General features: G+C 60.1%; 16 protein-coding genes. 2 read left to right on the top strand and 14 right to left on the bottom strand.

The window, feature by feature from the left end; translation table 11 throughout:
* Positions 1 to 13: 13 nt before the first annotated feature.
* The gene (gene purL, locus GWQ27_RS04495) at positions 14 to 3,931 is read right to left on the bottom strand and encodes a phosphoribosylformylglycinamidine synthase (RefSeq protein ID WP_275906766.1); all 3,918 of its coding nucleotides are present in this window, start codon (positions 3,929 to 3,931) and stop codon (positions 14 to 16) included.
* Between the two features lie 150 nt (positions 3,932 to 4,081).
* Here purL and mltF point away from each other — a divergent pair, with 150 nt between their 5' ends.
* Positions 4,082 to 5,572 carry a membrane-bound lytic murein transglycosylase MltF gene (mltF, locus tag GWQ27_RS04490; RefSeq protein WP_265432935.1) on the top strand — a complete coding sequence of 497 codons (1,491 nt, stop codon included), beginning with the start codon at positions 4,082 to 4,084 and terminating at the stop codon, positions 5,570 to 5,572.
* Positions 5,573 to 5,748: 176 nt separating this feature from the next.
* A complete protein-coding gene (locus GWQ27_RS04485) occupies positions 5,749 to 5,895 on the top strand; it encodes a hypothetical protein (protein WP_011898860.1) in 147 nt (48 codons plus the stop codon).
* A 29-nt stretch (positions 5,896 to 5,924) separates the two neighbouring features.
* On the opposite strand, the gene GWQ27_RS04480 is transcribed toward GWQ27_RS04485, so the two are convergent.
* From GWQ27_RS04480 to fdx, 13 genes are all read right to left on the bottom strand, one after another.
* Positions 5,925 to 6,158: a zinc ribbon domain-containing protein gene (locus GWQ27_RS04480; protein ID WP_265432934.1), complete on the bottom strand. Its 234-nt coding sequence runs from the start codon at positions 6,156 to 6,158 to the stop codon at positions 5,925 to 5,927.
* 104 nt (positions 6,159 to 6,262) lie between these two features.
* A complete protein-coding gene (gene der, locus GWQ27_RS04475) occupies positions 6,263 to 7,762 on the bottom strand; it encodes a ribosome biogenesis GTPase Der (RefSeq protein ID WP_017411381.1) in 1,500 nt (499 codons plus the stop codon).
* 74 nt (positions 7,763 to 7,836) lie between these two features.
* On the bottom strand, positions 7,837 to 9,021 hold the full coding sequence (gene bamB / locus GWQ27_RS04470) for an outer membrane protein assembly factor BamB (RefSeq protein ID WP_058394697.1): 1,185 nt from the start codon (positions 9,019 to 9,021) through the stop codon (positions 7,837 to 7,839).
* Positions 9,014 to 9,664, bottom strand: a complete 651-nt coding sequence (locus GWQ27_RS04465) for a tetratricopeptide repeat protein (RefSeq protein WP_005310432.1) — start codon at positions 9,662 to 9,664, stop codon at positions 9,014 to 9,016. The genes bamB and GWQ27_RS04465 overlap by 8 nt, the downstream gene beginning before the upstream one ends.
* A 3-nt stretch (positions 9,665 to 9,667) precedes the next feature.
* A complete protein-coding gene (gene hisS / locus GWQ27_RS04460; protein WP_275906765.1) occupies positions 9,668 to 10,945 on the bottom strand; it encodes a histidine--tRNA ligase in 1,278 nt (425 codons plus the stop codon).
* 138 nt (positions 10,946 to 11,083) lie between these two features.
* Complete coding sequence (gene ispG / locus GWQ27_RS04455; protein ID WP_059112283.1) at positions 11,084 to 12,199, bottom strand: flavodoxin-dependent (E)-4-hydroxy-3-methylbut-2-enyl-diphosphate synthase; 1,116 nt, start codon at positions 12,197 to 12,199, stop codon at positions 11,084 to 11,086.
* 10 nt (positions 12,200 to 12,209) lie between these two features.
* The gene (rodZ, locus tag GWQ27_RS04450; protein ID WP_275906764.1) at positions 12,210 to 13,160 is read right to left on the bottom strand and encodes a cytoskeleton protein RodZ; all 951 of its coding nucleotides are present in this window, start codon (positions 13,158 to 13,160) and stop codon (positions 12,210 to 12,212) included.
* Complete coding sequence (gene tapF / locus GWQ27_RS04445; RefSeq protein ID WP_265451852.1) at positions 13,150 to 13,941, bottom strand: PilW family type IVa pilus biogenesis/stability lipoprotein TapF; 792 nt, start codon at positions 13,939 to 13,941, stop codon at positions 13,150 to 13,152. Before tapF ends, rodZ begins: the two co-directional genes overlap by 11 nt.
* Positions 13,942 to 13,953: 12 nt before the next feature.
* The gene (locus GWQ27_RS04440; RefSeq protein WP_005310420.1) at positions 13,954 to 15,057 is read right to left on the bottom strand and encodes a bifunctional tRNA (adenosine(37)-C2)-methyltransferase TrmG/ribosomal RNA large subunit methyltransferase RlmN; all 1,104 of its coding nucleotides are present in this window, start codon (positions 15,055 to 15,057) and stop codon (positions 13,954 to 13,956) included.
* Between the two features lie 169 nt (positions 15,058 to 15,226).
* Positions 15,227 to 15,655, bottom strand: coding sequence for a nucleoside-diphosphate kinase (gene ndk / locus GWQ27_RS04435; RefSeq protein WP_005310418.1), 429 nt, complete (start codon positions 15,653 to 15,655; stop codon positions 15,227 to 15,229).
* Between the two features lie 283 nt (positions 15,656 to 15,938).
* On the bottom strand, positions 15,939 to 17,222 hold the full coding sequence (gene pepB, locus GWQ27_RS04430) for an aminopeptidase PepB (protein ID WP_275906763.1): 1,284 nt from the start codon (positions 17,220 to 17,222) through the stop codon (positions 15,939 to 15,941).
* Between the two features lie 37 nt (positions 17,223 to 17,259).
* Entirely contained in the window at positions 17,260 to 18,564 is a 1,305-nt protein-coding gene (gene pepB, locus GWQ27_RS04425) for an aminopeptidase PepB (RefSeq protein WP_219597446.1), read from the bottom strand.
* 158 nt (positions 18,565 to 18,722) lie between these two features.
* Positions 18,723 to 19,061, bottom strand: a complete 339-nt coding sequence (fdx, locus tag GWQ27_RS04420; protein WP_005310414.1) for an ISC system 2Fe-2S type ferredoxin — start codon at positions 19,059 to 19,061, stop codon at positions 18,723 to 18,725.

Here is a 19,061-nt window from a genome sequence, read left to right as displayed (position 1 = left end):
TGGGTGACGGGATTTAACCCAGTCGTACACGGGCGTTGCGGAACATCCGCATCCAGGCGCCATCCTCGCCCCAGTTGTCCGGGTGCCAGGAGTTGGCCACGGTGCGGAACACCCGCTCCGGGTGCGGCATCATGATGGTGGCCCGGCCATCCGTGGTGGTCACGGCGGTAATGCCATCCGGCGAACCGTTCGGGTTGGCCGGGTATTGCTCGGTCACCTGACCACGGTTGTCGACAAAACGCAGACCCACCAGACCACTGGCTTGCAACGCGCTCAAGTGAGCGGCGTCGCGCACCTCCACTCGCCCTTCCCCGTGGGAGACGGCGATGGGCATCACTGAGCCCGCCATGCCAGCGAAGAAGGCGGACGGAGAGTCCTGCACCTCCACCAGGCTGAAGCGTGCTTCGAAGCGCTCGGAGCGGTTGCGCACAAAGCGCGGCCACAGATCGGCCCCCGGGATCAGGGTGCGCAGGTTGGACATCATCTGGCAGCCGTTGCACACGCCCAAGGAGAGGGTATCGCCACGCTCGAAGAAGCGCTGGAACTGCTCACGGGTGTTGTCGTTGAACAGGATGGACTTGGCCCAGCCCTCGCCCGCCCCCAGTACGTCGCCGTAGGAGAAGCCGCCACAGGCCACCAGGGTCTGGAACGCTTCCAGCTTGATCCGGCCGGAGAGAATGTCGCTCATATGGACGTCGACAGCGGCAAAGCCGGCACGATCGAACGCAGCCGCCATCTCCACATGGGAGTTGACCCCCTGCTCGCGCAGCACCGCCAGACGGGGGGAGACCCCCTTGGCGATATAGGGCGCGGCCACATCCTCGGACGGGTTGTAGCTGAGCCTGGCCTGCAGACCCGGGTCGGTGGCATCCTGACGGGCGGCATGTTCCTGATCCGCGCACTCGGGGTTGTCCCGCAGACGCTGCATCTGCCAGCTGGTCTCGCCCCAAAGGGTACGCAGGGCGGTGCGGCTGGCACGATACACTTCTGTACCCGCGCGCTGCAGTGTGATGAGGTCCCCCTCGCGCACTGTGCCCAGCACATGGGAGCAGGCAGCCAGGCCGTGACCGGCCAGCAGTGTCATCACGGCTTCCTTGTCGTCGCGACGCACCTGAATGACGGCGCCCAGCTCCTCGTTGAACAGCGCCGGCAACAGCTCGCCACCGATGCGGTCCAGCTGGATATCGAGACCGCAGTGACCGGCGAAGGCCATCTCGGTCAGGGTGACGAACAGGCCGCCGTCGGAGCGGTCGTGGTAGGCGATCAGCTTGCGATCGGCCACCAGTGCCTGAATGGCGTTGAAGAAGCCTTTCAGTTGCACCGGATTGTCGAGATCCGGTGCCTTGTCACCCAGCTGACGGTAGACCTGAGCCAGGGCCGAGGCGCCGAGGCGCTGCTTGCCGTTGCCAAGGTCAATCAGGATAAGGTCGGTCTCACCCAGATCGGTACGCAGTTGCGGCGTCACAGTATTGCGAACATCTTCCACCCGGGCAAAGGCGGTGATGAGCAGGGAGAGCGGCGAGGTGACGCTTTGCTCCTTGCCATCTTGCTGCCAGCGGGTCTTCATGGACATGGAGTCCTTGCCCACCGGTATGGTAATGCCAAGGGCCGGGCAGAGCTCTTCACCCACCGCTTTCACCGCCTCATAGAGACCGGCATCTTCCCCCGGATGACCGGCAGCGGCCATCCAGTTGGCGGAGAGCTTGACCCGCTTCAGTGACCCGATATGAGTCGGCGCCAGGTTGGTCAGGGCTTCGGCTACCGCCATGCGGGCGGATGCGGCGTGGGAGAGCAGCGCCACCGGAGTACGCTCGCCCATGGACATGGCTTCGCCGTGATAGCTGTCGTAGGTGGCAGCAGTAACGGCGCAATCGGCCACCGGGATCTGCCAGGGACCGACCATCTGGTCACGGTTGACCAGACCGGTCACGCTGCGATCGCCGATGGTGATGAGGAAGGACTTCTCCGCCACGGTCGGCAAGCGCAGTACCCGCTCGGCCGCCTCGTTCAGCGTGATGCCGTCCAGTTGCAGCGGCTTGCCCTGAGCTGGCAGGGTAGTGACATCGCGGTGCATCTTGGGCGCCTTGCCGAGCAGCACGTCCAGCGGCAAATCGATGGGCTGGTTGTCAAAGTGGCTGTCAGAGAGGGTGAGATGCTTCTCTTCGGTGGCGGTGCCGATCACGGCATAAGGCGCGCGCTCACGCTCGCACAGAGCCTTGAACAGTGGCAGCTTGTCCTGCGCCACCGCCAGCACGTAACGCTCCTGGGATTCGTTGCACCAGATCTCCAGCGGGCTCATGCCCGGCTCGTCGCTCTGGATGGCGCGCAAATCGAAACGGCCACCGCGCTCACCGTCATTGACCAGCTCCGGCATGGCGTTGGAGAGGCCACCCGCTCCCACGTCGTGGATGAAGACGATGGGGTTGGCATCGCCCAGCTGCCAGCAGCGGTCGATCACTTCCTGACAACGACGCTCCATCTCGGGGTTGTCGCGCTGCACCGAGGCAAAGTCGAGATCTTCGGCTGACTGACCGGAGGCCATGGAGGAGGCTGCACCGCCACCCAGACCGATGTTCATGGCCGGACCGCCCAGCACTATCAGGGCCGCCCCGACCGGGATCTCCCCTTTCTGGACATGATCGGTGCGGATGTTGCCGATGCCGCCCGCCAGCATGATGGGCTTGTGATAACCACGCACCTCGATGCCGTTGTGGCTCGGCACCTCCTCTTCGAAGGTACGGAAGTAACCGAGAATGGCCGGGCGACCGAATTCATTGTTGAAGGCGGCGCCGCCGAGCGGCCCCTCCTGCATGATGTCAAAGGCACTGACGATGCGGCTCGGCTTGCCGAAATCCTGCTCCCAGGGCTGTTCGAAACCGGGAATGCGCAGGTTGGAGACGGTAAAGCCCACCAGACCCGCCTTGGGCTTGGCACCACGGCCGGTTGCACCCTCGTCGCGGATCTCGCCGCCGGAGCCGGTAGCCGCTCCCGGGAAGGGGGAGATGGCGGTCGGGTGGTTGTGGGTTTCCACCTTCATCAGTATGTCGACCTGCTCCTGATGATACTGGTACTCACCACTGGCAGGGCTCGGGAAGAAACGGCCACCCTGGCTCCCTTCCATCACGGCGGCGTTGTCTTTATAGGCAGACAGGACATGATCCGGCGTCTGCTCGAAGGTGTTCTTGATCATCTTGAACAGCGACTTGGGCTGCTGCTCGCCGTCTATGGTCCAGTCGGCGTTGAAAATCTTGTGACGACAGTGCTCCGAGTTCGCCTGGGCAAACATGTAGAGCTCGATGTCGTTGGGGTTGCGACCCAGCCGGGTGAAGTTCTCCACCAGGTAGTCAATTTCGTCATCGGCCAGCGCCAGACCCAGCGCCACGTTGGCCTCTGCCAGCGCCTGGCGACCACCACCCAGTACATCCACCTGGGTGAAAGAACGCGGCGCCTGGTGGGCAAACAGGGCGCTCGCCTCTTCCATGTCGCCGAACACCACTTCCATCATGCGATCGTGCAGCAGGGCTGCGACCTCATTGCGCTGGGCTGCGCTCAATTCACCCTTGGTCTGCACGTAATAGGCAATGCCGCGCTCCAGCCGCTTGACCTGGGTCAGGCCGCAGTTATGGGCGATGTCGCTTGCTTTGGAAGACCAGGGGGAGATAGTGCCAGGACGGGGGGTAACGAGAAACAGCTGACCGCTGGGGGTGTGTTCAGGAATGGTCGGGCCATAGCGCAGAAGCTGGCCCAAGGTCGCTCGCTCGGGCGGCGACAGGGGGGCCGACAGCTCGGCAAAATGCACGTATTCCGCGTAAACGCTCTCTATCTCTACTCCGCTCTCTACTCCACTCGCCGTTGCCATCTGTGCAAAGCGTTGCAACAGTTTTTGGATACGAAACTCAGACAGTGCAGGCGCACCTCGCAAGATTTCCATATGACCTTTCTCACCAAGTTTTAAAGTGTGGGGGGATTTGAGACGCGCGTATTATAGGGATCTGGCTCACGCCGGACAAACGTTTTTCTTGATTTACCGAGTGTGACTCGGTGCACACTCTCTGGTATAAAGGTCCCTCTTTTCTGACAAATGCCGATTTTTTCAACAAGGGTACTCACCTACTTGCGCTGCATTTTTCGACTGTTTATCGGGCTGATGTTGCTGCTGACCCTGGTCGGCTGCGACTTCTACACCCCCTCCAGCCAGCTGGAACAGATCCGCCAACGGGGCGAGATCCGGGTTGGCACCATCTATGGCTCCACCTCTTATTACCAGCGTGACGACCTCGCCCAGGGGTTCGATTACGAGCTGGCGAAGAGCTATGCCGACTGGTTGGGGGTCAAGCTCACCATAGTCCCCGTCTATTCCATCGCAGAACTGGTCGAGCTGCTTGAGAAAGGCAAGCTGGATCTCGCCGCCGCCGCCATCGTAGTCACCCCGGAGCGGCGTGCCCTGTTTCGCTTCGGCCCCGGTTTTTATCAGGTCTCCCCCAAGCTGGTGTATCGCTATGGCTCGCCCAAGCCAAAGGACATTGGTGATCTGAAGGGCTCCATAGTGGTACCGGCAGGCTCCACCGGTGAGGATCTGCTCAGGGAGCTGGCCAAGGAGTACCCCGGGCTGAAATGGAGTACCAACCGGGACGCCGACGTGGAGGAGCTGCTCAAGCAGGTGGCCGACGGCAAGATTGACTATACGGTGGTGCAGGACACAGTGCTGGCCCGCACCCAGCGCTACTACCCCGAGCTCACCGAGGGGCTGACGCTCTCCAAGAACCAGACGGTGGCTTGGGCCATGACCAAGCTGCCCGATGACAGTCTCTACGCCAGCATCATCGACTTCTTCGGCCAGCGCTTCATGGATGGCGCCATCGCCAAGCTGGACGAGAAATACTTCGGCCATGTGCAGAACTTCGACTTCGTCGACACCCGCACCTTTTTACAGCGGGCCAAGAGCCTGCTGCCCAAGTATCAGGATCTGTTCAAGACTCATGCCCGCACGGTGGACTGGCGTCTGCTGGCGGCCATCAGCTATCAGGAGTCCCACTGGGACCCGCAGGCCCGCTCCTACACAGGGGTGCGCGGCATGATGATGCTGACCGAGCCCACCGCCAAGGCGATGGGGGTCAAAGACAGAACTCATCCGGAGGAGAGCATCGAAGGGGGGGCTCGCTATCTGCAACATATGATGGAGAAGGTGCCCGCCTCTGTGCCCGAAGACGAGAAAGTGTGGTTTGCACTTACCGCCTACAACATCGGCTATGGCCACATGATGGATGCCCGTCGTCTGACCAAGGAGCTGGGCAAGAATCCCGATGCCTGGAGCGATGTGAAAGAGGTGCTGCCTCTGCTGCAGCAGGCACGCTGGCACCGCAAGGTCCGCTACGGCTATGCCCGTGGCGGTGAGGCGCGCAACTACGTCAACAACGTTCGCCAGTACTACCAGAGCCTGCTCTGGCTCGACAACGAACAGCAAAAAGCACACAGACGTGAAGAGTTGGATGAGGACGACAGCAGCGAGCCACAAAGCACAGAGCGCCCCACCGTCATCGCCGAAGTGGTCAAGCAGATCACACTGCGTTGAGTCCTTGTTGACAGATTTGTTTTCCGGGTGAGTTCTCTGTTACCATCCGGACAGACCGGAGCCTGTCCGAAATTGTTTTTATCGCTTTATTTCATCAAGTTAACTACTGGTAGACAGCATTTTCGGATAGGCTCCATTCGTAGTACCAAATGGCCACCCAATGGGAGGAGACCAAGATGCGAGCTCGCAGAAGAACCACTCTGGTCAGAAAAGCCAAGAGCGCCTGGAGCCCCAGACGCAAACTCAAGCTCAATGACATCAAACGCAAGATTTGGCGCAGAAACCGCTCCTACACCTTGCTGATAGCAGAACACACAGCATAAACCCGGCATTTGCCGGGTTTTTTATTCTCTTACTGTTGCGCGGCCGGGGTCGCCTCAAAGATCACCGACCGCTTCGATACCAGACAGTTGCAGTGATTGCAGAAGTAATCCACAGCGCCGCACGCCTTGAGCCGCTCCAGCTCCTGCTGGCAGCCAGGACACAGGGCCCGGACTCGATAACGGGCCTGACACTGGCTACAACTCACCTCGCGGCTACGGCTGTCCAGCGCTGTGTTGCAGGCCGGGCAAATCAGGGAATTCATACTCGACTCCTCTCAAAGTGGATCTGCTGTGAGCCAACCCACAGCAGATCCCCCTCGCCTCTTCCCAAGAAAAAACGGCTGCCGGTGAGGGCAGCCGCTGGGCCTTATTTCTTGGTTTTGGCCTTGAGCAGGCGCTTGCGTTGACGCTCCTGGCTCAGGGTCATGGTGTTCTTCCGACCCTCGAACGGGTTGGCAGACTCCTGGAACTCGACCCGGATCGGGGAGCCCATGATCTTGAGCGACTTGCGGAAGTAGTTGATGAGATACCGCTTGTACGAATCCGGCAGGTCATTCAACTGGTTGCCGTGGATCACAATACGGGGCGGGTTGTAACCACCGGCGTGAGCATATTTGAGCTTGACGCGGCGACCGTTCACCATCGGTGGCTGGTGATCTTCCTGCGCCATCTGCATGATTCGGGTCAGCATGGCGGTACTGGTACGGCGGGTGGCGGACTGGTACGCCTCCTGAATGGATTCGAACAAGTGGCCGACACCGCTGCCGTGCAGGGCGGAGATGAAGTGAACACGGGCGAAATCGATGAAGCCCAGGCGTCTGTCCAGCTCGTTCTTGACGTCCTCTTTCACCTTCTGATCCAGGCCGTCCCACTTGTTCACCACCAGTACCACCGAGCGGCCTGAGTGGAGCACGAAGCCGAGGATGCTCAAGTCCTGATCCGTGATGGTCTCCTGGGCATCGATCACCAGCAGGCAGACGTTGGCATCTTCAATGGCTTTGAGGGTCTTGATGACGGAGAACTTCTCCACCGTCTCGTGCACCTTGCCACGACGACGCACACCGGCGGTGTCGATGATGACGTACTTCTGCTCGTCACGCTCCATCGGAACATAGACGGAGTCGCGGGTGGTGCCCGGCATGTCATAGACGATGACGCGGTCTTCACCCAGCATGCGGTTGGTCAAGGTCGATTTGCCGACGTTGGGGCGACCGACGATGGCAAACTTGATGGGCAAGTCGGCGAACGGGGTCTCCTTGGTATCTTCCCTGGTATCGAGATCACCGGCGGCTACCATGCGCAGCAGGGCTTCTTCGTCGAAGTCCTCCTCTTCTTCATCCTGCGCATCTTCTTCGGCAGCGGCGTCAACCAGGGTTTCCAGATGGGGAGCCAGGGCCAGTTCCAGCAGGCTCAGCACGCCACGACCGTGAGCGGCCGCGATCTGGTAGACATCGCCCAGCGCCAGGCTGTAGAACTCGGACACGGCGGAATCACCGTCGATGCCGTCGGTCTTGTTGGCCACCAGAAACACCTTCTTGTGGGTCTTGCGCAGATGCGCTGCGATAGCCTGATCGGCTGCCGTCAATCCTGCGCGCGCATCCACCATAAACAGCACCACATCGGCTTCTTCGATGGCCAGCAGGGATTGCTCGGCCATCTTCAGCTCGATCCCCTCTTCGGTGCCATCGATACCGCCGGTATCAACCACGATAAATTCCAGCTCGCCCAACTTCGCCTGACCGTATTTACGGTCCCGGGTCAAACCGGGGAAGTCGGCCACCAGGGCATCCCGGGTACGGGTCAAGCGGTTAAACAGGGTGGATTTCCCCACGTTGGGGCGGCCCACCAGGGCTACTACAGGAGTCATAAAAGCCTCATTCTCAAGACGACAAAGGCTCCGGGTCCGAAGACCAGGAGCCGGATATTCACATTGACGGACGATCAGGGACGCGGGATAGCGTACAACTTGCCGCCACGGCTCTGCACATACAGGGTGTCACCGTCCACCAGGGGGGCGGCGTAGAGACCACTGCTGTCGAGCTGCTGCATGGCCTTGATGGTACCGTCGGTACGATCCAGCCAATACAGGTAACCTTCCACATCGCCGACCACCACATAGTCACCCAGGATGACAGGGGCCGTAACGGTGCGATTTTCCAGCTGGGTGTTGGACCACAACTCAAGCCCGTTGCGACGGTCGACCGCAAACAGATGGCTGCGGCTGTCGGTCAGCACTATGGCATTGCCGGTCACCGCCATGTCGCGGTAGCCGGAATACTTGCGCTTCCACACCTCGTCACCGGTCATCAGCTTGCGTGCCATCAGCTGGCCATTATAGGCGATGGCATAGAGCTCATCACCGGCGATCAGCGGCGTTGCATCCACGTCCACCATGCGATCCAGCTCGGTCGCACCGCGCGGATCCGCCACCTTGGACTGACGCACCGGCTGACCGTTGCTCAGCAAGGCTATGCCCACCTTGCCATCAGCGCGGCCATAGAGCACGGCGCCGTTGGTAATGACGGGAGCACCGGCGCTGCGCAGGGTCAGCGGCGGCTGTTCTTCAGCCAGGGTCCACTGCAACTTGCCTTCATCGGTATCGAGGGCCACCAGACGACCGGATGTCGTCAGCACCACCACGCGACCGTCTTCGACGGCGGGGCTGGCCACGACCTCACCCGGCACAGTGGTCTGCCACAGCACTTCCCCGTTCTCTTCGTTCAGGGCGTAAACCACCCCGTTCTCGGATCCGAGGAACAGCTTGCCATAACGGGCAACCAGGCCGCCGGAGAGACGGGCACTGCGCTTCTCGGCGTTGACCGGCAAATCGGCCAGATCCACGCTCCACAACTCTTTTCCGCTCGCACGATCAAAGGCCGTTACGTCGCCATCGCGTGCTGCGGCATAGATGCGATCCTCTTCCACCACCGGCTTGAGCTGGGAGTAGAAGTCGCCGATGCCATCGCCGACAGACGAGGACCAGGCGGTATCAGCGGTGAAGGCAGATTCAACCACGGGCAAAGGCGCCATGGGGTTGAGATCTTCTTCCGAGCTGAACAGGGAACACCCCTGCAGGGCGAAGGAGACTGCCGCCCCCAAGGCCACCATTTTGAACAAATTACGCATCCGGAGCACCACCCGTGGTCACGGCTGGCAGCGCCAGATCGTCCATCTTCAGCTTGAGCTCGGCGCTGCCCTGCAGACCACCGGCATCAGCCGCTGCCTGATAAGCATCGCGGGCCTCTTCGGCCTTGCCCTGCTTGTAGAGTATGTCGCCACGCACTTCCGCCACCTGGGCTTTGAAGGCATCGTTGTTGATCTTGCCAAGCTGGGTCAGAGCCTCGTCAGCCTTGCCCTGATCGTTCAGCACACGGGCCAGACGCAAAGCAGCGATGGGACGAATGCTCTCATCGCCATTGCTCGCGACCTGAGTCAGCTGTTCGGCAGCCAGATCCAGCTTGTTCGCCTTGACGGCCGCCGCAGCCAGTTGCAGGGCAGCCAGCTCGGCATAAGCCTCACCCTTGTGATCAGTGATGAAGGCTTGCACCTGTTCGAAGGTGGCAGCATCACCCTTGGCCAGCTGGGCCGAGATCTCGTTGTAAGCCTGGGAGGCAGCTTCCTGATTGGTGAGCTGATAATCGTTGTAATAGCGCCAGCCAAAGAGTCCGACCAGACCGATAACAGTTCCTGCGAGCACCGAGGTTCCGTTCTCTTTCCACCAGCTCTTGATGACCTCAACCTGTTGTTCTTCGGTGGTATAAACTTCCACTGCTTAGTCTCCTTTGGCTGCCAGCAGGGCAATGGCGGCGTCGACCGTGACGGTCTGTTGCTCAGCCTGGCCACGCAGATATTTGATGGTGATCTCCCCGTTTTGCACCTCGGTCTCGCCAAGGATCAGGGCAATGGCCGCGCCGCTCTTGTCGGCACGCTTGAGTTGTTTCTTGAAATTGCCGCCACCGCAGTGGCTCATCAGGCGCAAATCCGGCAGGGCATCGCGCAGACGCTCTGCCAGCTGGAAGCCTGCCTGCTCGGTACCCTCACCCACCATGGCCAGATACACATCCACATCAGGACGGATATCGGCATTGAGTTCCAGCGTTTCGAGCATCAGCACCAGACGTTCCATGCCCATGGCAAAGCCCACGCCCGGAGTCGCCTGACCACCGAGTTGCTCCACCAGACCGTCGTAACGGCCACCGGCACAGACAGTCCCCTGGGCACCCAGGCTGGTGGTGACCCACTCGAACACGGTCAGGTTGTAGTAGTCAAGACCCCGAACCAGACGCTCGTTCACTTCATATTTGATGCCGGCAGACTCGAGCAGGCGTTTGAGCCCCTCGAAATGGGCCAGACTCTCTTCCCCCAGATGGTCGAACAGGCGCGGAGCCTTCACCAGCATGGCCTGTACCTTCTCATCCTTGGAGTCGAGCACCCGCAGCGGGTTGCTGTACATGCGGCGCTGGCTCTCTTCGTCCAGCTGATCCTTGTACTGCTCCAGATAGGCTACCAGCGCATCGCGGTAAGCGGCGCGCTCACTGCTCTGGCCGAGCGTGTTGAGCTGCAGGGTAACATGATCGCTGATGCCGAACAGACGCCACAGACGGTGGGTCAGCATGATGAGCTCGGCGTCAATATCTGGCCCCTTGATGCCAAACAGCTCGACACCGAACTGATGGAACTGGCGGTAACGGCCCTTCTGGGGACGCTCGTGACGGAACATGGGACCCATGTACCACATCCGGCGTTCCTGGTTATAGAGCAGGCCATGCTCGATGCCGGCACGCACGCAGCTGGCTGTCCCTTCAGGACGCAGGCTCAGGCTGTCGCCGTTGCGATCCTCGAAGGTATACATCTCTTTTTCGACCACATCGGTCACTTCACCGATGGCACGCTTGAACAGATGAGTCTGCTCGACAATCGGCATGCGTACTTCGCTGTAGCCATAGCTGGCAACAACCTGGCGCAGTATCTGTTCTACTTTCTGCCATACCGGGCTCTGCTCCGGCAGGCAATCGTTCATACCGCGAATAGCTTGGATCTGTTTTGCCACGTTGATACTCGAGAAAAGACGTGAAATTTGGCCGCATTATAGGGATTTTCGACCCTGAGGTAAAATCAGGGTGTTCCAAAGCGGGATTTAAAATCAGCAACCTAAAGACGGGGCCACCCTAGGTGGCCCCACATTGGCTCAACCTTTATCCACTTGGATCTGGTTGGCTGGATCCAGCATGGCCGCCCGGGCGCGAATACGGCGCTCCAGGATCGGGATGAGATCCTTGTTGTCGAGCCGGTCGACCCGCTGGCCGCCCTCGTAGAAGGCGCTCTTGTTGGCCGCCCCCGCCAGCCCGAGATCAGAGACCAACGCCTCACCCGGACCATTCACCACACAGCCGATGATGGAAACATCCATCGGCGTGATGATGTCTTCCAGCCGCTCTTCCAGAGCATTGACGGTGGCGATCACATCGAACTCCTGACGGGAGCAGGAGGGACAGGCGATGAAGTTGATACCGCGGGAACGGATGCGCAGGGATTTGAGGATATCAAAGCCCACCTTGATCTCTTCCACCGGGTCAGCCGCCAGGGAGATGCGGATGGTATCGCCGATGCCATCGGCCAGCAGCATGCCGAGCCCGACGGCGGATTTCACCGCGCCGGCGCGAAAACCGCCCGCTTCCGTGATGCCAAGGTGCAGCGGCTGCTCGATCTGCTTGGCCAGCAGGCGATAGGCACCGATGGCCAGGAAGACGTCAGACGCCTTGACGCTCACCTTGAAGTTATCGAAGTTGAGGCGATCCAGATAGTCCACATGGCGCATAGCTGACTCGAGCAAGGCCTCCGGGGTCGGCTCGCCGTACTTCTCCTGGATGTCTTTCTCCAGAGAGCCGCCGTTGACGCCGATGCGGATCGGGATGTTGTAGTGGCGCGCGCAATCGACCACGGCCCGTACCCGCTCTTCGTTACCGATGTTGCCCGGGTTGATGCGCAGGCAGTCGGCGCCGTACTCGGCCACTTTCAGGGCGATGCGGTAGTCGAAGTGAATATCGGCGACGATGGGAATGCGGGTCTGCTGCTTGATGAGCCTGAAGGCTTCAGCCGCTTCCATGGTGGGCACCGAGACCCGGACTATGTCGGCGCCGACCCGCTCGATCCGCCGGATCTGCTCGACGGTGGCGGCCACGTCCGTGGTTTTGGTGTTGGTCATGGTCTGCACAGTGATGGGGGCATCGCCCCCAACCGGCACGTTACCGACCATGATCTGCCTGGATTTACGACGAATAATGGGAGATTCGTGAGCGGACATGGCGGACAGATTACTCCTGCGGCAGTGAGAGGCGAGCAGTCCGGCCGTTGTTGTAACGGCTCATGTCGATGGACTTGCCCTGATACTCGATATTGACCGCCATGGGCGCGCCAATGATGAGCTTGAGCGGCTCGGATCCTTCCAATACCAGTTGATCATTTGCTTTTTTCAGACCGCTGAACAGCGTCTTGCCATTGGCATCCTTGACGTCCAGCCAGCAGTCTGCTGTGAAGTTTATCTTGAGTTGGGAGGCAGTGGCTGCATCACTCGCTGTCTCGCCTTCCCCAGCCGATGTTGCCACCTCAGCGGACACATCCGTTGCAGCTGCACTGCTTGGGGTCGCTGGCGCAGCGGTTGCAGCAGCACTGCTCACGGTCTGCTCAACGGCAGTTGCCGCCGCATCAGAGACCGCCGGCATGACGGCAGGATCCGCCATCTCCATCGCAGGGGCCAGGGTGGCGCCCGGCATATTGCCAGTCACACCCATGTCGGTCGTACTGCTCATTTCTGTTGCCGCCAGAGCCTCGTCACCGGCGGAGCGACGCGCCGTACTCTGCCACCACCAGGCGACGGAGAGCGCGATCAGCACCAGGATCACCAGCCAGGTCACTACCTTGAGCCGACTGTCGTTGGCTTGCTGGCGGGAACGGCGGGAGAAGCTCTGCATGTCGATGTTGTCAGGTGGCGTCAGCCCCAGCTTGTCGTAGGCAGCCAGAATGGTTTCATCCGGGATGCCGACCAGCTTGGCGTAGGTGCGCAGATAACCCCGAATGAAAGTATGGGAAGTCTGTTTGTCATACGTATCTGATTCGATCGCAGCAATCAGGGTCAGACGAAGGTGAATGCGGGACGCAACCTGTTCTCGTGTCCAGCCAAGCTGTTCACGGGCGTTGCGCAGCAGCTGGCCTGGGCCTGCTGCCTGAGAGTCGTCTTGAATATCGTGTGGCTGTTCAGTAGTCATTGGCTAAGTAACGCTTGGCTTGTTGCGAAGTGGGATATTGCCTTACCAGCTCAGTCCCGAATTGGTGAAGGAGTGCCGGTTTGTCCATGGCCTGAGCCAGCCGCAATCTCAACCAGAGACTGCTTTCATTCTCGTCTGACACATTGGCAAAACGGACGAGATAGGCTTGCACATCAGGCAGCTTGCCATCTTTCATGGAAAGCTCAGCCATGTCCAGCAATAACCTTGGATTGCGGGGATTATACCCCAAGGCCAAGCGATAGTACTCGCTTGCTTTATCATTTCTGCGATTTTGAGCGGCGCAAAGTGCCGCATTTTCATAGGTATCGGCAATCCGGATATAGTCGGGTTGACTCACGGCCTGCAGGAATGCCTTCTCCGCCTCGTCGAAGCGGCCACGGTTGCACAGGAAGGCACCATAGTTGTTCATTGCGTCAGCATTGGACGGATCCATGGCGAGGGCTTTCTTGTAGCTCTCTTCGGCCGCCTTGTAGTCCTCTACCTGCTGGTAGAAGTAGGCGAAGCCGATCTGGACCTTGGGGTTGTCGGGGTCGTATTGAAGAGCGCGATCAAGGTTGAACTTGGCCTGTTCGGCATTGCCCTGCCGCAGATATTGAATACCTAAATCCAGACGGGTCTGAGCAGCCGCCTTGAGGTCGGGACCCACTTCACGCTGGGTAGAGTTCTGGCCAGCGTAAGTGGTCTCGGTAACACAGCCGGGCAGCGCGCTGAGCGCTGCCACTACGATCAATGTACGTGTATCCATTCCCTGACTATACAATGGCTTAGCAAGTTAAACCATTTTGACGGAAATCCCATCCTGTTGCATCCGATTTTTCATGGTGCGCTTGGTGCGATCGATGACCTCCCCCACCAGCTGACCACAGGCGGCATCGATGTCGTCACCACGGGTCTTGCGGACGATGACGGTGAAGCCATATTCCATCAACACCTTGGAGAAACGGTCGATGCGGCTGTTGCTCGGCTTGCCATAGGGATTGCCCGGGAAGGGATTGAACGGGATCAGGTTGATCTTGCTCGGGGTGTCTTTGAGCACCTTGGCCAGCTCGTGGGCATGCTGCATGTCATCATTGATGTGATCGAGCAGCACATACTCCACGGTCACGCGACCGCCGTTGGCATTGGACTTGGCCAGATAACGGCGCACACCGGCGAGGAAGTCCTCGATGTTGTACTTGTCGTTGATCGGCATGATCTCGGAGCGCAGCTTGTCGTTCGGCGCATGCAGGGAGATGGCCAGGGCCACGTCAATTTGATCGCCGAGAATGTCCAGTGCAGGCACCACACCCGAGGTGGAGATGGTGACACGACGCTTGGAGATGCCGTAACCGAAGTCATCCATCATCAGGCGCATGGCCGGTATCACATTGGCAAGGTTGAGCAGCGGCTCCCCCATGCCCATCATCACAACGTTGGTGATGGGGCGCTTGCCACCGACGATTTTGGCGGCGCGCCACACCTGGCCGATGATCTCGGACACTTTCAGGTTGCGGTTAAAACCCTGTTGAGCGGTGGAGCAGAATTTGCACGCCAGCGCACAACCCACCTGGGAGGAGACGCACAGGGTCGCCCTGTCTTCTTCCGGGATGTAGACGGTTTCCACTTCCTGACCGCCCACCTGCAGCGCCCACTTGATGGTGCCGTCAGAGGAACGTTGTTCACGGCTCACTTCCGGCGCCCGGATCTCGGCGATCGCCTTCAGGCGCTCGCGCAGTACCTTGTTGACGTTGTTCATCTGATCGAAATCATCACAACCGAAGTGATAAATCCACTTCATGATCTGATCTGCCCGGAATGGCTTCTCGCCCAGTTCGACGAAGAAGGCACGCATGGCATCCCGATCAAGATCCAGCAGGTTGGTTTTTATTTCGCTCATCAAAGGCCTCAGTCCACAAACTACATAAATTATTGGCTGACGATGTCAGGGGGCGGCATTGTACAAATAATGGGTCTGGCTTTCTACCCGGAGAATAAGGGGATATTGACCAAAAGGCCAAAAAACAAAAGGGAGCCGAGGCTCCCTTGATCATCTTCAAACGCCAGACTCAGCCGCGCGGGCAGATCTCGTCGTCGGAGAAGAAGTAGGCGATTTCACGGGCGGCAGAGGCCGGCGCGTCGGAACCGTGCACGGCGTTGCGGTCGATGCTCTCGGCGTAGCAGGCACGCAGGGTGCCGGCCAGGGCCTCTTTCGGGTTGGTCGCCCCCATGATTTCACGATGACGGCGGATGGCATCTTCCCCTTCCAGCACCTGTACCATGACAGGACCAGACGTCATGAAGCTGACCAATCCGTCATAGAAAGGCTTGCCCTGGTGTTCGGCATAGAAACCAGCGGCTTGCTCGCTGCTCATGTGCAGCATCTTGGCGGCGATGACTTTCAGACCCGCGCTCTCGAAGCGGTTATAGATGGCACCGATCAAGTTTTTGCTGACTGCATCCGGCTTGACGATAGAAAAGGTACGTTCGATGGCCATTGAGATCTTTCCTTAACTACAGAGTTTTATTGTTAGAATCCATGTTCGGCGGCGATTATACGTAAACAAAAACCGAAATAACACACAAAAAAGCAACTTTTTATTAAACAAACACGTCCTTAAAACAACATCACCACTCATCTTGGCCCAGTGCGGCAGGAAAAAATGTGCGCTTGTGCACGATAGCCGTGTTAAGCCCCTGAAACCCTGCCTATTGCTGACTAATGCAGCACTGCTGAAAAGGGCACCCTCAGGTGCCCTTCCTTGACGATTGTCATCCTGCTCAGCGCGCTTCCGCCAGCAGGGTATGCGCTATGGTGCGCATCCCCAGGGTGTTGGCGCCCGGCGCCCACAGGCTGTCACCGTTCTCACTGAAACTGGCGGCCAGATCGACGTGCAACCAACCCCGTCCTTCATTGCCGACGAAGCGGGAGAGGAAGCCCGCCGCGTTGGAGGCGCCGCCAGGGCCACCGCCCGGCACTGGGCGGCTGTTGGCCGTGTCGGCATAGTGAGACGGGCACTGCTGGCGGTGCCAGGGCTCCAGCGGCAGCGGCCAGGCGGGCTCCTGCTCGGCATCCGCGTAAGCCATGGCACGACTCACCAGTCCTTTGTCCAGTCCAAACAGGGCGTTGTAACGCCCCCCCAGCGCCATGACGGCGGCGCCCGTCAGGGTGGCTGCATCTATGATGAGCGACGCCCCGCTGTCGCTTGCCAGTTGCAGGCCGTCGGCCAGCACCAGGCGCCCCTCGGCATCGGTATTGACGATCTCGACCGTGGTGCCGTTCTTGTAGGTGAGGATATCACCCAGCTTGTAGGCGTGGCCGGAGACCAGATTCTCGGCGCAACAGAGGATGAGCTTCACCCGCTTGTCGAGGCCGCGCAGTATGGCCAGCGCCAGGGCACCGGTCACTATGGCCGCCCCCCCCATGTCATGTTTCATGGTGAGCATGCCCTGGGAGGTTTTCATGGAGTAGCCACCGGAGTCGAAGGTGATGCCCTTGCCCACCAGGGCCGCCGCCACCGGGGCGTTGCGATCCCCGGTCGGGTTGTAGTCCAGCTCCAGCAGCACGGGCTCGCGATCGCTGCCACGGCCAACCTGATAGAGACCGACCCAGCCAGCCTGTTGCAACGCTTCTCCTTTCAGGATGCGATGACTGATCCTGTCCGGCGCCAGCTCGGTAATAAAGGCCGCCGCCTCCACCGCCAGCTCCAGCGGCCCCAGTTGCTCCGGGGTGGCATTGGTCATCTCGCGGACCCAGCGTCCGCACAGCCAGCGAGCCTCCAGCTCCTCCCTGTCCTCTTCAGACGAGGTGGCCCATTGCAGCTCGACTTCGGCCTTGGGGGTCTGCAGTCCCTGGGCGAAGGCCCACTGCTGCTCGCGCTCCCAATGACCGGCCAGGGCCACTTTCTGGATCCCCTGGCTGCACAGGCGACGCGCCGCCTGCTGGATATCGATCAGCGGCGTAGCGGTCACCAGATGGATCACCATGCCATCGGCACGGTGAGAGAGCAGCGCCCCCTCCCCCCACTCGGCGGAAGCAAACTCACGGCTTAACCAGATGTTCATTCAAGTACCTCCTGCAACCGGCAATGTAAGCTGACCTTCATGCACTCACCTCCTGCAGCCAGCGTGCGATAGTGCGCAGACCGTGGCCTTTGGCCCCGGTTGCCCAGAGATCATTGCCTGATTTTTGATAAGAAGCCGCCAGATCCAGGTGTACCCAGCCCTTGCCCTCGTCACGCACGAAACGGGACAAGAAAGCGGCCGCCGTGGTGGCCCCGGCCGTGCCTTCGGCAGAGGCCACGTTGCCCAGCTCGGCAAAGGCAGAGGTGAGCTGGCCCACGTGCCAGGGTTCGAGTGGCAGGGCCCAGGCCTTCTCGTGTTCGGCTTTGGCGGCTGCCAGTGCCCGTTGCTGCTCGACTTCATCGAGGGCAAACACGGCGTTGTAGTCACGACCCAGCGCCGTCTTGGCGGCGCCGGTCAGGGTAGCGGCATCCAGGATGTAGGTCGCGCCACTGTCGGAGGCGGCCATCAGACCATCGGCCAGCACCAGACGCCCTTCTGCATCGGTATTCTGGATCTCGACCGAGATGCCGTTCTTGTAGGTGAGGATGTCGCCGAGCTTGAAGGCATGGCCGGAGACCAGATTCTCGGCGCAACAGAGAATGAGCTTCACCCGCTTGTTCAGGCCACGGCTGATGGCCAACGCCAGAGCGCCTGTCACCATGGCTGCACCGCCCATGTCGGACTTCATCGGCAGCATGTTGTCAGAGGACTTCATGGAATAGCCACCGGAATCGAAGGTGATGCCCTTGCCCACCAGGGCGGCCACCACGGGGGCATTGCGATCCCCGGTCGGGTTGTAGTCGAGCTCCAGCAGCACGGGCTCTCGCTCGCTGCCACGACCTACCGACCAGATGCCGATATGGCCGGCCTCACGCAACGCCTCGCCGGCTGTGATACGGGCAGTGACCTGATCCCCACCCAGACCACGGATCAGCAGCAAGGCTGATTCCGCCAGGCTCATGGGATAAATGGCTTCCGGACAACCGTTGGTCACCTCGCGTACCCAGCGGGTCGCCTTGATCAGCGCATCCAGCTCGCGGGCATCGGACTCGCTCTGTGGGCCGAAGTCCAGCTCACGCGCCCCCTTGGCGGCGTAGAAGCCCTGGGCGAAGGCGTAACGGCGTTCCAGATCCCAATCATCACCGGCCAGCTTCACCCGCTTGATGCCGCTGGACTCGAGACGGCGGGCCGCACGCTGTATGGTGCGCAAGGTGTCATCTTCCTGGGCGATAGCGCCCAGATGAATGCGGGCCTCGTCACCGTTGAAACTGAGCTGGGCACCTTCGCCCCACTGGGCGGCGGCGGCCTGGAGGGACAAGCGTACGTTCATCATGTCAGCCATGTTCTCTTGCTTCCTTTTTATTGGCACTTTCATTAATCAATAGGGAAATAACGAGCACAAAAAAGGCCGTTCCCCTCAAGGGTCACGGCCTTCACCATATCATTACTGCACCATGGGATGCTGCACGCTCAATTCACTCATGTGTAATTAAGGTGCCATCAATGGCGTTCTGAAGCGAGGTTGATGGTGTACTTGGGCAGCTCCACCACCAGATCCTCGTCTGCCAGTCTGGCCTGGCAACTGAGACGGGATTCCGGCTCCAGTCCCCATGCCTTGTCCAGCATGTCATCTTCCAGCTCATCGCTCGGCTCGAGGGAGTCGAACCCCTCCCGCACCACGCAATGACAGGTGGTGCAGGCGCAGGACTTCTCGCAAGCATGCTCGATCTCGATGCCATTGCGCAGCGCCACATCCAGGATGGTCTCGCCACTCTTGCCTTCGAGCGCGGCACCGTCCGGACAGAGCTCGGGATGGGGCAGAATAATCAGTTTTGGCAT

Source organism: Aeromonas sp. 5HA1 (assembly GCF_029237245.1).
GTDB classification, from domain to species: domain Bacteria; phylum Pseudomonadota; class Gammaproteobacteria; order Enterobacterales; family Aeromonadaceae; genus Aeromonas; species Aeromonas salmonicida.
The sequence above is the reverse complement of the archived record's forward strand: the minus strand, read 5'-3'. Positions and strand labels throughout refer to the sequence as shown.